Source organism: Candidatus Frackibacter sp. WG13 (assembly GCF_900114655.1).
In the GTDB taxonomy this organism is placed as follows: domain Bacteria; phylum Bacillota; class Halanaerobiia; order Halobacteroidales; family Acetohalobiaceae; genus Frackibacter.
The window spans coordinates 13,645-27,151 of record NZ_FOTT01000014.1; the positions used below are offsets into that span (position 1 = coordinate 13,645).

General features: G+C 34.5%; 16 protein-coding genes. All 16 read left to right on the plus strand.

Annotated features, from left to right (window positions below; genetic code table 11):
- Entirely contained in the window at positions 1 to 363 is a 363-nt protein-coding gene (folB, locus tag BM077_RS08340) for a dihydroneopterin aldolase (RefSeq protein WP_089747574.1), read from the plus strand.
- 2 nt (positions 364 to 365) lie between these two features.
- Positions 366 to 854, plus strand: coding sequence for a 2-amino-4-hydroxy-6-hydroxymethyldihydropteridine diphosphokinase (gene folK / locus BM077_RS08345; RefSeq protein ID WP_089747572.1), 489 nt, complete (start codon positions 366 to 368; stop codon positions 852 to 854).
- Positions 855 to 923: 69 nt separating this feature from the next.
- Entirely contained in the window at positions 924 to 1,352 is a 429-nt protein-coding gene (locus BM077_RS08350) for a Fur family transcriptional regulator (protein WP_089747571.1), read from the plus strand.
- A gap of 59 nt (positions 1,353 to 1,411) precedes the next feature.
- The gene (locus BM077_RS08355; RefSeq protein ID WP_089747569.1) at positions 1,412 to 1,699 is read left to right on the plus strand and encodes a DUF2325 domain-containing protein; all 288 of its coding nucleotides are present in this window, start codon (positions 1,412 to 1,414) and stop codon (positions 1,697 to 1,699) included.
- 174 nt (positions 1,700 to 1,873) lie between these two features.
- The gene (locus tag BM077_RS08360; RefSeq protein WP_089747567.1) at positions 1,874 to 2,110 is read left to right on the plus strand and encodes a FeoA family protein; all 237 of its coding nucleotides are present in this window, start codon (positions 1,874 to 1,876) and stop codon (positions 2,108 to 2,110) included.
- Entirely contained in the window at positions 2,110 to 3,960 is a 1,851-nt protein-coding gene (gene feoB / locus BM077_RS08365; protein ID WP_089747565.1) for a ferrous iron transport protein B, read from the plus strand. The genes BM077_RS08360 and feoB overlap by 1 nt, the downstream gene beginning before the upstream one ends.
- A gap of 20 nt (positions 3,961 to 3,980) precedes the next feature.
- Positions 3,981 to 4,142: a hypothetical protein gene (locus tag BM077_RS13730; RefSeq protein WP_176941582.1), complete on the plus strand. Its 162-nt coding sequence runs from the start codon at positions 3,981 to 3,983 to the stop codon at positions 4,140 to 4,142.
- Between the two features lie 117 nt (positions 4,143 to 4,259).
- The gene (locus tag BM077_RS08370) at positions 4,260 to 4,679 is read left to right on the plus strand and encodes a nucleoside recognition domain-containing protein (RefSeq protein ID WP_089747563.1); all 420 of its coding nucleotides are present in this window, start codon (positions 4,260 to 4,262) and stop codon (positions 4,677 to 4,679) included.
- Between the two features lie 39 nt (positions 4,680 to 4,718).
- A complete protein-coding gene (locus BM077_RS08375) occupies positions 4,719 to 5,186 on the plus strand; it encodes a nucleoside recognition domain-containing protein (protein WP_089747561.1) in 468 nt (155 codons plus the stop codon).
- A 355-nt stretch (positions 5,187 to 5,541) separates the two neighbouring features.
- Positions 5,542 to 6,447, plus strand: coding sequence for a DMT family transporter (locus BM077_RS08380; protein ID WP_089747559.1), 906 nt, complete (start codon positions 5,542 to 5,544; stop codon positions 6,445 to 6,447).
- 69 nt (positions 6,448 to 6,516) lie between these two features.
- The gene (locus tag BM077_RS08385) at positions 6,517 to 7,542 is read left to right on the plus strand and encodes a GntG family PLP-dependent aldolase (RefSeq protein ID WP_089747557.1); all 1,026 of its coding nucleotides are present in this window, start codon (positions 6,517 to 6,519) and stop codon (positions 7,540 to 7,542) included.
- Between the two features lie 111 nt (positions 7,543 to 7,653).
- Positions 7,654 to 8,580, plus strand: coding sequence for a shikimate dehydrogenase (locus tag BM077_RS08390; RefSeq protein WP_089747555.1), 927 nt, complete (start codon positions 7,654 to 7,656; stop codon positions 8,578 to 8,580).
- A gap of 87 nt (positions 8,581 to 8,667) precedes the next feature.
- Positions 8,668 to 10,365: a type II secretion system ATPase GspE gene (gene gspE, locus BM077_RS08395; protein WP_089747552.1), complete on the plus strand. Its 1,698-nt coding sequence runs from the start codon at positions 8,668 to 8,670 to the stop codon at positions 10,363 to 10,365.
- 11 nt (positions 10,366 to 10,376) lie between these two features.
- The gene (locus BM077_RS08400) at positions 10,377 to 11,423 is read left to right on the plus strand and encodes a type IV pilus twitching motility protein PilT (protein WP_090003497.1); all 1,047 of its coding nucleotides are present in this window, start codon (positions 10,377 to 10,379) and stop codon (positions 11,421 to 11,423) included.
- Positions 11,424 to 11,451: 28 nt separating this feature from the next.
- Positions 11,452 to 12,663 carry a type II secretion system F family protein gene (locus BM077_RS08405; RefSeq protein WP_089747548.1) on the plus strand — a complete coding sequence of 404 codons (1,212 nt, stop codon included), beginning with the start codon at positions 11,452 to 11,454 and terminating at the stop codon, positions 12,661 to 12,663.
- 332 nt (positions 12,664 to 12,995) lie between these two features.
- Positions 12,996 to 13,451, plus strand: a complete 456-nt coding sequence (locus BM077_RS14125) for a type II secretion system protein (RefSeq protein ID WP_089747547.1) — start codon at positions 12,996 to 12,998, stop codon at positions 13,449 to 13,451.
- Positions 13,452 to 13,507: the final 56 nt, after the last annotated feature.

The following is a 13,507-nucleotide window of genomic DNA, read 5'->3' on the forward strand; positions in this document are numbered from 1 at the left end:
ATGGCTGATTATATTCGTTTAAAAGGATTAGAATTTTATGGTTATCATGGTGTAATGGAAGCAGAGAAAGAGTTAGGTCAACGGTTCATTATTGACCTAACTCTAAAGACTAATTTAAAAGAAGCAGGAAGAAGTGACCAAGTAAAGAAAACTATTAATTATGCTGAAGTTTATGATGAAGTAAAAGAGATAGTGGAAGGTAAAGCTTATGATTTAATAGAAACAGTAGCTGAGAAAATATCTGATAAATTATTGGCTGAATTTAAAACTCTAGAAATAATAAAAGTAGTAGTCAAAAAACCTGAAGTGCCTATTCCTGGTGTTTTAGAGTGGGTTGAGGTAGAGATAGAGAGGAGTAGATAGGTGTGGAAGTAGTGTATCTTAGTTTAGGCTCTAATTTAGGCGATAGGGAAGAGTATTTGAGAGATGCTATTATTAAATTAAAAGATAATAAGGCGATTGAGTTGAAGAAGGTTTCATCGATATATCAGACAGATCCAGTCGGTTATACTGAACAGCCAGATTTTTTAAATCTAGTTGTAAAAGTTGAAACTTTCTTAAATCCTATTGAATTGTTAGATTATATACAGAAAGTAGAATTAGATTTAGAAAGGGTTAGAGATATTCGTTGGGGACCTCGAACTATAGATATAGATATTATTCTATTTGGTGAACGCAAGGTTAATACTGAGCGACTAACTATTCCTCACATGCGTTTTCATGAACGTGCTTTTGTATTAGCTCCTTTAGCTGAGTTAACAACGGAGGTTGTTTATGATGGTAAGACAGCAACTGAACTTTTGGATCACCTATCAACAGAATTGGAAATAGAAGAGTACGCTGCTAAGCTATAATTTGACAATGATAATCTCTTGCGATATAATATTTATATAATGAAATAATTTAATATAGTGGGTGAAAATATGACTGTTGATGTTAAGGAAGTTCAGGAAAAGCTATCTGTTAATAATTATAAGATGACTTCGCAAAGAAAACTTATCTTAAAGATTATAATGAATAATGAAGGGAAACATTTGAGTGCTGAAGAGATTTATGCTAAAGTGAAAGAAGCTAATCCAGGTATCGGTTTAGCTACAGTATATCGAACTCTGGAATTGTTTTCTGAATTAGGAGTTATTCATCAATTGAATTTTGATGATAATTGTCGTAGATATGAATTAGATCATGGGGAAGATCATCATCATCATTTAATCTGTGTGAAGTGCGGTGAAATCACGGAATTTAATGATTATATTTTAGAAGAATTTGAAGAGGATATTGAAAAAGAACATAACTTTATTGTTTCTGACCATAGAATTAAATTTTATGGCTATTGTGGGAACTGCCAATAGCCTTTTTATTTCTAAATCAATGATAATGATTATCAATATTATGAAAAGGAGTGATTATTATGTCAATCTTAGTTGTTGGCGGAGATAGGTTAGGCAAGATACCGAACAAGTTAGATTCAGTCGGTTTTGATAAAATTATGCATATCAGTGGTAGAAAGAAGTCACAAGTTAATTGGAAGCTACCGTTACAAACGGATTTAGTTTTAGTATTAACAGATTATGTAAGTCATAATCTTTCTGATGCTATGAAAGCAAAAGCTAAATCAAAAGATATTCCTATATTATTTTCAAGAAGAGCTTGGTCCTCAATCTATAAGACTTTAGATTTTACTGGTTTTTTAAAGTAGTTTATCACTTTTTGGTTTGACAATGATAATCAATTGGAATATAATATAAATGTAAATAAGAATTATGTAATAATAATTCTTGTGAAGAGATTAATAATTTAAGGGGATTTTACATAATAATTTTATTACTTAGTGAAAAAGATTATTATTCTTATAACCAAGGAGGAGATAGGGATGACCTTAGATCAAGCTAAAAAAGGTCAAGATATAGAGATTATTTCAATTCCTGATGAAATTGTGCGTGCACAGACACTTCGTTTTGGAATTTCTGAAGGCTCAAAAGTAGAATGTTACACTAGGGTGCCACGGGGGCCGGTTATTTTAAAGAAGAATTTACAAGAGATTGCGGTTGGTTATGATTTAGCTAAGAGGATAGAAGTTAAGTTAGTTAATGAAGGAGTAGATTACTAATGGCAGGACATTGTCATGAAGTCGTTGATACTATTGAAGTTCCTGAGGGTGCCAAACGAATTGTTTTAGCTGGGAATCCTAATGTAGGTAAATCTATCTTCTTCAATGAATTAACTGGTGTTTATGTTGATGTTTCTAATTTTCCAGGGACGACATTGGATATTAGTTATGGTAAATATGAAGGAGATATAGTTATTGATACTCCAGGTGTGTATGGTGTTTCGTCTTTCAATGATGAAGAAATTGTAGCTAGAGATGTAATTATGGAAGCAGATGTAGTCTTAAATATAGTTGATGCTGTTCACTTAGAAAGAGATTTATTTTTAACTCAACAAATTATAGATATGGGTATTCCGGTAGTTGTTGCTTTAAACATGATGGATGAAGCAGAGAAGAATGGTTTAGAAATTGACATTAAAAAGCTTGAAAAAACTTTAGGAGTACCGGTTGTGCCTACGATAGCACCGAAAGGGATTGGCTTAAATGATGTTAAAGAAGCTCTTAGTGAGGCGAGAGTAGGTAAGACTGATCAGCAATTACAACAAAAGATAGAAAGAGTGAGAGGTAAAGTAGATAGTCGTCCAGAAGCATTGTTAATCTTAGAAGACGACCCTAATGTAGCAGATAGGCATGGAATAGATGTACCAGGAGAAAGAGAGAGTATATATAAAGAAAGAAGAAAACGAGTAAATAAGATTATTGATCAAGTAGTCACTCGTAATGAGAATAAGAATTCCTTTAAAAATATGTTAGGACGTTTGATGGTTAAACCGCTTACAGGAATTCCAATTTTACTTTTAGTTTTATATGCTATGTACCAATTAGTAGGAGTCTTTATTGCTCAAACAGTAGTAGATTTCACCGAAGGGACAGTCTTTGCTGGGATGTATGAGCCATTCATTCGAGGCATAGTGACTAAAGTGATATCTGCAGAGTCTGCATTAGGGACTATTTTAATAGGTGAATTTGGAGTTTTAACTATGACAGTTACTTATACGCTAGGATTATTACTTCCGTTAGTTATTGGATTCTATTTCTTCTTATCTTTGATGGAAGATTCCGGTTATCTTCCTCGGGTAGCTACGCTAGTAGATAGAGTATTAACTAAGTTAGGTTTAAATGGAAGAGCAGTTATACCATTAATTTTAGGTTTTGGTTGTGTAACTATGGCTACAATTACTACTAGATTATTAGGATCTAAGCGAGAACGAATTATTGCTACTTTCTTATTAGGATTAGCAATTCCTTGTTCGGCACAGCTAGGAGTTATAGCTGGATTAATTGCGCCTTTAGGTTTTAGTGCTTTATTATTATATACAACGGTTATTTTTGTTGTCTTTATTATAGCGGGTACTATGTTACATGCTGTGTTACCAGGTGATTCTACAGATTTATTAATTGACTTACCACCTTTAAGAATGCCGAGAATTGGTAATGTAATGACAAAGACATTTAATAAAGCACGGATGTTTGTTGAAGAGGCAGGGCCTATCTTTGCTTTAGGAGCATTAATTATTAGTGTTATGAAGCTTCAGGGTTGGTTAGTGGCGATTCAAAACTTTGTAGCCCCAATTACTGTTAGTTGGTTGAAACTACCTAAGGAAGCAGCAGTAGCTTTCATTATGGGTATCGTAAGAAGAGACTTTGGAGCTGCTGGTCTAACTGGCTTAGCCCTATCACCTGAACAGACTTTAGTTTCGTTAATTACTATTACTTTATTTGTACCGTGTATAGCAGCGATGATGATTATCTTTAAAGAGAGAAATTGGAAAGAAGCGGTTTTAATCTGGTTAGGAAGTTGGATAACTGCCTTCACTGTGGGAGGCTTAGTTGCTCAAGTTTTAATATAAAGAATAAAGGATGAAATAAAATGTTTGCAAAGGATAATTGTGAATTGAAAGAGGAAGAAGAGTCTATTACTTGCCCTCAATGTGGTGTAAAAGTTAATATAGAAGAACTAGAAAGTTTAAGGTGTCCTCGTTGTTTTGCTGTTCTACTAAAGAAATGTGAGGATTGTAATAAATGCAAATGATTATCATAGTTACCTTTAGTCTATACTTATAGGCTGAAGGTAACTTTATTTATTGTGAAGTAAAATTCAATTTTTAAAATAGATAATAATTATCCTGTTATAAAAAGGGGGAATTAGATGTTACAAACTAATACTATTAAACGAGGTTTACAAAAGGGATTGAACACTTTTTTAACGTTAATAAAGATCATGATTCCAGTCTATGCAGTAGTAACCATTTTAAAGTATACTCCCGCTATTGAAGTTATTTCAAAGTGGATGACTCCTTTGATGGGATATTTAGGTTTGCCAGGAGAAGCGATTATGGCTTTAATTAGCGGTTACTTCTTAAATATATATGCTGCGCTTGCAGTAATTACTAGTCTCGATTTATCTCCGCGGGCGGTAACTATCTTAGGAACAATGCTAGGGCTTTCTCATAGTTTGCTTATTGAAACGGCGATTATTAAACAGCTTAAAATTAAGACGACATTATTAGTGGTTTTAAGAATTAGTCTTTCTTTAATAGCGGGATTTTTACTTAACATATTGTTATAAGATTAATATAAATAGAAAAAATTAAAGGAGATGAGGATTATGCCCTGGAATCAAATTATAGAAGAAATTGTGGGAGGTAGTATAGATGCAGTTATAAAGTTAGCAATGATTATTTTTCCATTAATGATGGCTTTAGAAGTAGGTAAAGATTTAGGCATTCTAGATAAAGTTTCTGATTTTTTTGCACCACTAGTTAAAATCTTTGATTTGCCGTCAAAAATGAGTCTACCTTTATTGGTTGGACAGATATTTGGTTTAGCTTATGGGGCAGGAGTAATAATTCAGACAGCAGAAGAAGAGAATATGCCAAAAGATAAGTTAGTTATTATGGCCATCTTTTTAGTTGTCTGTCATGCAGTGGTTGAAGACACCTTATTATTTGTAGCTATTGGTGGTAATGGAGTAATTATGTTAGGCAGTAGATTGGTTTTAGCTACAGTAATTACTTACTTATATAGTAGGATAGTTGCGAGTAAGAATGAGGGTCTTTTAACAGTTAACAGTTGACAGTGAAGCCCAGAAAAGAGCTTCCAAACTAGAAGCAGAGTCTATCATAGGCTTGCGACCAGCCTTGATGTTTAGGCTGGGCGAGACAGTGAAGCCCAGAAAAGACTTCCAAACTAGAAGCAGAGTCTATCATAGGCTGCGGCAGAATTTATTCGCGTCAGGCTTTGCCTGTAAGGAGCCTTGATGTTTAGGCTGGGCGAGACAGTGAAGCCCAGAAAATACAGGTCAAGGTCAAGGTTGAGGTTGAGAAAATTAAGATCTCAAAAAGTTTTAAAGAATTGGACATATACTAAGTTAGGTTAAGGCTTAAGTCGAACTAGAGGATATTGTCAAGGAGAAATGGAGTGGAGAGAAGATGGAGAGACACCAAGCAGTGAGTTTTAAAAAGAGGATAAGAGCAGATTTGGCTTTGTTATTTGTAGTTGTAGTTTGGGGGACTACTTTTGCAATCATGAAAGGTATCTTTAATACTATAACCCCTTTTTATTTTTTAGCTTTGAGATTTAGTCTTGCTACTTTGGTATTATGTTTAATATTCAATAAAAGGTTAAGAAATTTAGATTGGGAAACAATAAAGCTGGGTGTATTAGCTGGGATTTTTTTATTTGGAGGTTATGCTTTTCAAGTTACAGGATTGAAGTTGACAACTGCTTCTAAGGCCGGTTTTATTACTGGTTTAGCAGTAGTTTTAGTTCCGTTACTTTCAGCTATAATCTTTAAGAAGATGCCGTCATTTATGACCTGGCTAGGAGTAATCTTAGCTACTATCGGTTTAGCTTTATTAACCTTTACTGGACAATTTATTTTTAATTTTGGTGATTTATTAGTTTTGAGTTGTGCTTTTTCTTTGGCTTTACATATCTTATTAGTTGATAAGTATGTTAAAAAAAGAGATTCAATTCTTTTAGCAATTATCCAGATTGCAACGGTGGCAGTATTAAGTGTAATTAGTACTTTATTAGAAGGAAGTTATGTAGCTGTTTCTAATCCGAATATTTGGTTTGGAATAGCTTATATGGCGATTTTAGGTACAGCTTTAGCTTTTGTTATTCAAAATAAAGCTCAGACTTTTACTACACCAACAAGAACAGCAATTATATTTTCTATGGAACCAGTAGTCGGGGCAATTTTTGCATATCTATATTTAGGTGAGATTATCACTACAAGAGGTTATTGGGGTGGTGGATTGATAGTAGTTGGGATGTTATTAGCTGAAGTCAATTTTAAGAAAATTTGGAGTAAGGTTGAGGCAAAGGCTTAGGTTAAGGCTTAGGTTTTAATTGTCAATAGTCAATTGTAAATTGAACTTTAAAAGAGGGAGTGAATTAATATGCAAGTAGTTGATTTAAGAAGTGATACTATTACTAAACCAACACCGAAAATGAGAGAGGTTATGGCTAAGGCAGAAGTGGGTGATGATGTATACGGAGAAGATCCAACTGTTAATCGTTTAGAAGAGTTAGCAGCTGAAATAGTAGGTAAAGAAGCTGCCTTGTTTGTGCCGAGTGGCACAATGGGTAATCAAATTGCATTAATGACTCATACAAAACCAGGAGATGAAATTATTTTAGGTCAGGAATCACATATTTTCTATTATGAAGTAGGTGGTTTGGCTAGAATATCTAATGTACAAGCTAGGACTTTAGATGATAGTAGCGGTATCTTTTCTCCAGAAGCGGTTAAGGCTACAATTAGAGATGAGAATATCCATTATCCGGAGACAGGCTTGATCTGTTTGGAAAATACTCATAATCGTGGTGGTGGAGTTGCTATTGTCAAGGAAAGGATTGATCAAGTCTGTTCAGTAGCGCAAGAATATAGTGTGCCGGTCCATTTAGATGGAGCTAGGATTTTTAATGCAGCTTTGGAATTAGAGATTGATGTTAAGAAGTTAGTTGAAGAAGTAGATTCGGTAATGTTCTGTCTGTCTAAAGCATTAGCAGCACCGGTTGGTTCTATCTTAGCTGGTTCTAAAGATTTTATTGATCAAGCGCGAAAGAATAGAAAGATGTTAGGTGGAGGGATGAGACAAGCTGGTGTTATAGCAGCTGCTGGTATTGTAGCATTAGAAGAGATGGTTCATAGATTAGAAGAAGATCATAAGTTAGCCGAGCAATTAGCGCAAGGGATTGCTGAAAGCAAATTAGATGGTATTGGTGTTGAAGCTGTAAATACTAATTTTGTTATTCTAAAAGTGGATAATGAAGTCTACGAAACCGAAGAGCTTTTAGCAAAATTTAATGACCATGGAGTTAAGATGACTTACTTTGGACCAGGGTTAATTAGGGCCGTAACTAATAAAGATGTGACAAGCAATGAGGTTGATTATGTGGTAGATGTTTTGAAGAAATTATAAGAATGATATTTCTATTTAATTACTAAAATATCAATTTAATTGAAAAAAATAAAGGATTTTGCTATCGCTCATATAAGTTTATAAAGTGAAGATTAAACTTGGAGGGTTAAGATGAATAGATTAGGAGTAACTAATTTGGTAGATACAGAGGTTGTAGGTTTATTTGGATATCCGGTAGAACATTCTTTTTCTCCTATAATGCATAATGCTGCTTTTGAAAAATTGGATATTAACTATCTATATCTACCTTTTGAAGTGCACCCAAAGGAGTTAGAAGCAGCGATAGACGGGATAAGAGCGTTGAATATAAAAGGAGTTAACTTAACGATTCCTCATAAAGAAATTGTGATTCCCTATTTAGATGAAATTTCTAAGGAAGCTGAATTAATTGGGGCAGTTAATACAGTTAAGAATGAGAATGGTAAATTAATTGGTTATAATACTGATGGTCGTGGTTTTGTTAAGTCATTAGTAGAAGAAGGGTTTAAGCCACAAGATAAGAAGGTGCTAATAATTGGAGCCGGTGGAGCTGCAAGAGCAGTCGGTTTTCAGTTGAGTTTAGAAGGTGTTAGTGATTTATATGTAGCTAATCGCACCTTTGAAAAGGCCGATTCTTTAGTTAAAGATATTAATAATAACTTAGAATTAAACTTGGTTGAAGCATTGCCTTTGGTAAATAAAGACTTACAGCAAGTAATGGATGATTTAGATTTAATAGTAAATACGACTCCTATTGGTATGCACCCTAACTGTGAAGTTGAGCCAGTTATTGCACCAGAGTTATTACATAAAGAATTAGTAGTAGCTGACTTAGTTTATAATCCTATGGAAACTACCTTGTTAAAAGCTGCTAAAGAAGTAGGAGCTAAGACCATAGGTGGTTTAGGAATGTTAGTTTATCAAGGTGCAATAGCTTTAGAAATTTGGAGTGGCAAAGATGCTCCAACAAAAGTTATGAAAGATAGTATTTGGAACCAAATTGTAAATTTAGGAGAAAATGAGGAAAATCAAGGTAGAATGCAGGGGATTGCTGACTAGTCTAGAAATATATTAGTGAAAGATGTTACAAGGATATTATAAGAATGTAAAAGTTAAGGTTATCCTAAGAATAAATGGGTGGTATATATGATTAAAAAGAAAAGACTAGGAGATATCTTAGTTGAAGTTGGCTTTATTACCGAAGAAGAACTGCAAAAGGCTTTAGAGAAACAAAAAGGTGGTAATAAGCGTTTAGGTGCAGTTTTAAAAGAGATGAAGCTAGTTACTGAACAGGATGTTATGGAAGCTCTAGAATACCAGTTAGGGATACCTCATGTTAATTTAAAACAGCATATTATTGATCCAGATGTCATTAATATGGTTCCACAAGCATTAGCTGAAAGGCATAAGGCGATTCCAATTAAAAGACGAGGAGATAACTTGACAGTAGCTATGGCAGATCCTTTAGACGTGATGGCTATCGATGATATTCGTCTTAAGACCGGGTGTGAAGTAATGCCGGTGATCGCTAGTGAATCAGATGTGGACTATGCTATTGAACAGTATTTTGGTAGTGAGGATGTAGTTAATGAGTTTGTCCAAGATATTAATGCAAAGGTTGGTAGTGATGATAGCTCAGATATAGAAGTTGATCGTTTACGACAGATGGTAGAAGAAGCGCCAGTAGTAAGATTAGTAAATAATATTATTACTGAAGGTATTAAATTACGGGCTAGTGATATTCATATTGAACCACAAGAAGAAGAGATTAGAGTAAGATATAGAGTAGATGGTATCTTACATAATGAGATGACTATTCCTAAGCATACTCATTCTGCTTTAGTCTCTAGAATTAAGATTATGGCTGATTTAGATATAGCCGAAAGAAGGTTGCCGCAAGATGGTAGAGTGCAGATGGTAGTGAAAGATAGAGAGGTAGACTTACGAGTTTCTGTCTTACCTACAGTAGAAGGAGAAAAAGTTGTTATTAGAATTTTAGATAAGAGTAACTTAATGTTAAGTATCGATAAGCTAGGATTCTTACCAGAGCACCAATCTTCTTTTGAAAAGATGATTAAGCAACCACATGGTATGGTATTAATAACAGGGCCAACCGGTAGTGGAAAGACGACGACTCTTTATTCTGCTTTGAGCTCTTTGGATACAGAAGATCAGAATATTATTACAGTAGAAGATCCAGTAGAATACAGATTAGAAGGGATTAATCAGGTACAGACTAACCCTAAAGCAGGACTTACATTTGCTAGTGGATTACGTTCAATACTTCGTCAGGACCCTGATATTGTAATGGTTGGGGAGATTCGTGATAAGGAGACTGCTAATATTGCTATCCATGCTGCTTTAACTGGGCACTTAGTATTGAGTACATTACACACCAATGAAGCAGCAGGGGCTTTATCAAGGTTAATAGATATGGGAATCGAACCATTTTTAGTGGCTTCCTCAGTATTAGGCGTTGTTGCTCAACGACTAGTACGAACTGTATGTGCTGAATGTAAGACTCATAATGAAGATGCTTTAGTTGATACTAATTTAGAAAAATATTTAGGTAGTGGTCGAGATAGCATTGAGCTTTATCATGGTGATGGTTGTAGATTTTGTAATAATACTGGTTATCACGGCAGAACAGCTATTCATGAAATTTTAGAAGTAACTCCTAAGATTAAGAGGTTAGTAGTTAATAAAGCATCAGCAGTCGATATTGAAGAAGCAGCTAAAGAAGAAGGAATGATTGCTTTAGAAACTTGTGGCTTAAAGAAAGCAAACCAAGGACTTACAACTATTGAAGAAGTAATGAGAGTAACTAAAGTTCAGGTAGGCTAGGGGGTAGTTAAATGGAATTGGACAACCTATTAAGAGAAGGAATTAAACTAGGAGCTTCAGATATTCATTTGACAGTTGGAGTTGAGCCAACGTTGCGAGTTAATGGTGGTCTTAAAAAGATAGGAGAAGAAGTACTAAGTTCTAATCAGATTGATGGATTAATTAAAGGGATGATGAACGATAAGGTTGAAGAAGAGTTTAGAGAAAGAGGGGAAGCTGATTTTGCCTATCACTTAGATAATTATCGCTTTCGAGTTAATGCTTTTCAACAAAGAGGAGATGCGGCAGCCGTTTTGCGAATAATTCCTAATGAGATTTTAAGCTTGAATGCATTAGGTTTGCCAAAAGAACTAAAAGATTTAGCATTAACACCGAGGGGATTATTCTTAGTTACAGGACCTACTGGCAGTGGTAAATCTACTACTTTAGCTTCAATGATTGATTTGATTAATAGAAGTAAAGATAAACATATTATTACTTTAGAAGACCCAATTGAATATGTGCATCAACATAAGAAGAGTATTGTTAATCAGAGAGAGGTTGGAGAAGACACAGAAAACTTTGCTAATGGATTAAGGGCTGCCTTAAGACAGGATCCAGATGTTATTTTAGTTGGTGAGATGAGAGATTTAGAAACGATTTCTACAGCAATTACAGCTGCAGAAACAGGACATTTAGTCTTTGCTACATTACATACTAATAGTGCAGCAGAGACTATTGATCGAATTATCAATGTCTTTCCACCTCATCAGCAAGAACAGGTTAAGACTCAGTTAGCTCTAACCTTAAAAGGAGTCTTATCACAGCAGCTACTACCGACAATTGATGATTTAGGTCGAGCTGCAGCTACTGAGCTTTTGGTTGTAAATTCTGCAGTTAGTAATTTAGTTAGAGAAGGAAAGACTCATCAGTTAGAATCTATAATGCAGACCAGTAAAGAAGAAGGAATGCATACTATGGATTATTCCTTACGAGATCTATATCGCTCAGGTAAGATAAGTCGTGACGAAGCATTAAGTAAAGCAATTAATATCCAGAGTTTAAAGCGAATGATTTAAGAAAATTATAATGAAGGGAGGGGAAGCTATGGCGCAGATATTTCACTATAAAGCTAGAGATAAAGATGGTGACCTTTTAGAAGGGGCTATCGAAGCTGAAACGAGAGATATAGTAGTCGACAGGCTGAAAGGAAAAGGTTACTTTGTTACTTCGATTGAAGCCGAAGAAGAAAGTAGTGATTTAGGTGAGCAATTAAAGCAGTTAAAGAAAGTAAAGTTGCAGGATTTAGCTCTTTTTTGTCGTCAATTTGCTACTATGATTAATTCCGGACTTTCGTTAGTTAGGTCATTAGATATTCTAGTCGAACAGACAGATCATCCTAAATTAAAAGATGCAATTATGTCGGTACAAGAGAATGTAGAAAGTGGTATGTCGTTATCTAAAGCTTTAGAACAGGAAAAGAAGGTCTTTCCTCAGTTATTTATCAGTATGGTAGAGGCTGGAGAAGCCGGTGGTATCTTAGATGATGTTTTGTTAGAGATGGCTGATCATTTTGAAAATGAGAATGATATGAAACAGAAAGTGATTTCAGCATTAGCTTATCCAGTAGTAATCTCTTTAGTAGCAATTGGTGTAGTGGTCTTCTTAGTAACAGTCATTCTACCTACTTTTGTTGATATCTTTGCTGGCATGGATCAGCAACTTCCTCTACCTACAAGGCTGTTATTAGGGTTTAGTAATCTATTTTCTAGTTATTGGTATGTAGTGGTTGGTTTAGTAGCAGTAATAGCATTTGGAATTTATCGTTACTATCAGACAGATAAGGGTAGGAGAAAGATAGATTGGATTCTACTAAAGACTCCGCTCTTTGGTGATTTGATTACTAAGATATCGATTGTTAGGTTTAGTAGAACCTTAGGAGTATTGATTCAGAGTGGTGTCTCTATTCTAGATGGCTTAGAGGTAGTAAGTAAGGTGGTTTCTAATAGTATAATATCTGATAAGATTAGAGAATCACGCAAGAGTATCAGTTCAGGCGATAGTATAGTAAGTCCACTTCGTCAAAGCAAAGTCTTTCCTCAGATGGTACTACAGATGATAAGAATTGGAGAAGAGACCGGTAGCTTAGATGAAATGCTTGCTAAGATTGCTCAATTTTATGATCAAGAGGTTGAGCATAAAGTAGAGAGTATGGTTTCATTAATTGAACCAGCACTGATTTTGGTTTTAGGTGTAGTAGTGGGGAGTATTGTAGTTTCTATGATGTTGCCGATGTTTAATATGATGAGCGGGTTTTAGTTAGTTGATAGTGAAGTCTAGTAAAAATTATCAAATTTAAAGCACAAGGTTTTTCACCGACTTACATCCAGCTTTGGTTTGTAAGCTGGATGGGACAGTGTACAGTTGACAGTTAAAACCATTAAAAAGCCTTAAAAATAGGATGTTATTATATATTATAGGTTAAGTAAGATAAATTGCAGTTAATGTTTTGAACTTAACTGTAAACTGTCAACCGTCAACTGAAATACTGGGGGGGTGATGAATAAAAAAATAAGTAACTTGTTTGACGAGATTAAATAGGAAAATTGATATTAATGGCGAAATAATAATTAAGAAGGGGGACATTAAAAATGATTAGTAAGTTAAGGGAAAGAATTTGTAATGTGGCAAAGAGAGAAGAAGGTTTTACGTTAATTGAGTTAATGATTGTTATTGCTGTGTTGGGTATTTTGGCTGGTATTGCTATTCCTAAGTTTAGTGGGGTACAGGATAAGGCAAAAGATGCAAATATTACATCAGTAGCTGGTACTATTAGAAGTGCTATGGAAATGTATAATGCTGAGAATGGCAATTATCCAGCTAGTGTTAGTGGAAGTACTGCTAAAGATAAATATAACGATTTAGATATCACTTTAGACACAGTTGAACTTCCGGATATTAGTGATGTTATGAGTACTTTTACTTATACAGGTGATAGTGATGGTGATGGCACAAATGATGATTATAAAATTACAATAAAAAGTTCAGCAACAGAGACTACTTATACTATTGAACCAAGTGGTGTAACAGAAACACCAGCACCATAAAATTATTGACAGTAAAGGGATTCGTAAGTTAAATTTATTAATTTTAGCCTCAGCCC

Excerpts from the sequence above, each read along its gene's own strand:
- BM077_RS08375 (WP_089747561.1), top strand. The coding sequence starts at position 4,719 with ATGCCCTGGAATCAAATTATAGAAGAAATTGTGGGAGGTAGTATAGAT.
- BM077_RS08355 (WP_089747569.1), top strand. The coding sequence starts at position 1,412 with ATGTCAATCTTAGTTGTTGGCGGAGATAGGTTAGGCAAGATACCGAAC.
- BM077_RS08390 (WP_089747555.1), top strand. The coding sequence starts at position 7,654 with ATGAATAGATTAGGAGTAACTAATTTGGTAGATACAGAGGTTGTAGGT.
- gspE (WP_089747552.1), top strand. The coding sequence starts at position 8,668 with ATGATTAAAAAGAAAAGACTAGGAGATATCTTAGTTGAAGTTGGCTTT.
- BM077_RS14125 (WP_089747547.1), top strand. The coding sequence starts at position 12,996 with ATGATTAGTAAGTTAAGGGAAAGAATTTGTAATGTGGCAAAGAGAGAA.
- BM077_RS08350 (WP_089747571.1), top strand. The coding sequence starts at position 924 with ATGACTGTTGATGTTAAGGAAGTTCAGGAAAAGCTATCTGTTAATAAT.
- BM077_RS08360 (WP_089747567.1), top strand. The coding sequence starts at position 1,874 with ATGACCTTAGATCAAGCTAAAAAAGGTCAAGATATAGAGATTATTTCA.
- BM077_RS08370 (WP_089747563.1), top strand. The coding sequence starts at position 4,260 with ATGTTACAAACTAATACTATTAAACGAGGTTTACAAAAGGGATTGAAC.
- feoB (WP_089747565.1), top strand. The coding sequence starts at position 2,110 with ATGGCAGGACATTGTCATGAAGTCGTTGATACTATTGAAGTTCCTGAG.
- BM077_RS08405 (WP_089747548.1), top strand. The coding sequence starts at position 11,452 with ATGGCGCAGATATTTCACTATAAAGCTAGAGATAAAGATGGTGACCTT.
- BM077_RS08380 (WP_089747559.1), top strand. The coding sequence starts at position 5,542 with ATGGAGAGACACCAAGCAGTGAGTTTTAAAAAGAGGATAAGAGCAGAT.
- BM077_RS08385 (WP_089747557.1), top strand. The coding sequence starts at position 6,517 with ATGCAAGTAGTTGATTTAAGAAGTGATACTATTACTAAACCAACACCG.
- folB (WP_089747574.1), top strand. The coding sequence starts at position 1 with ATGGCTGATTATATTCGTTTAAAAGGATTAGAATTTTATGGTTATCAT.
- BM077_RS13730 (WP_176941582.1), top strand. The coding sequence starts at position 3,981 with ATGTTTGCAAAGGATAATTGTGAATTGAAAGAGGAAGAAGAGTCTATT.
- BM077_RS08400 (WP_090003497.1), top strand. The coding sequence starts at position 10,377 with ATGGAATTGGACAACCTATTAAGAGAAGGAATTAAACTAGGAGCTTCA.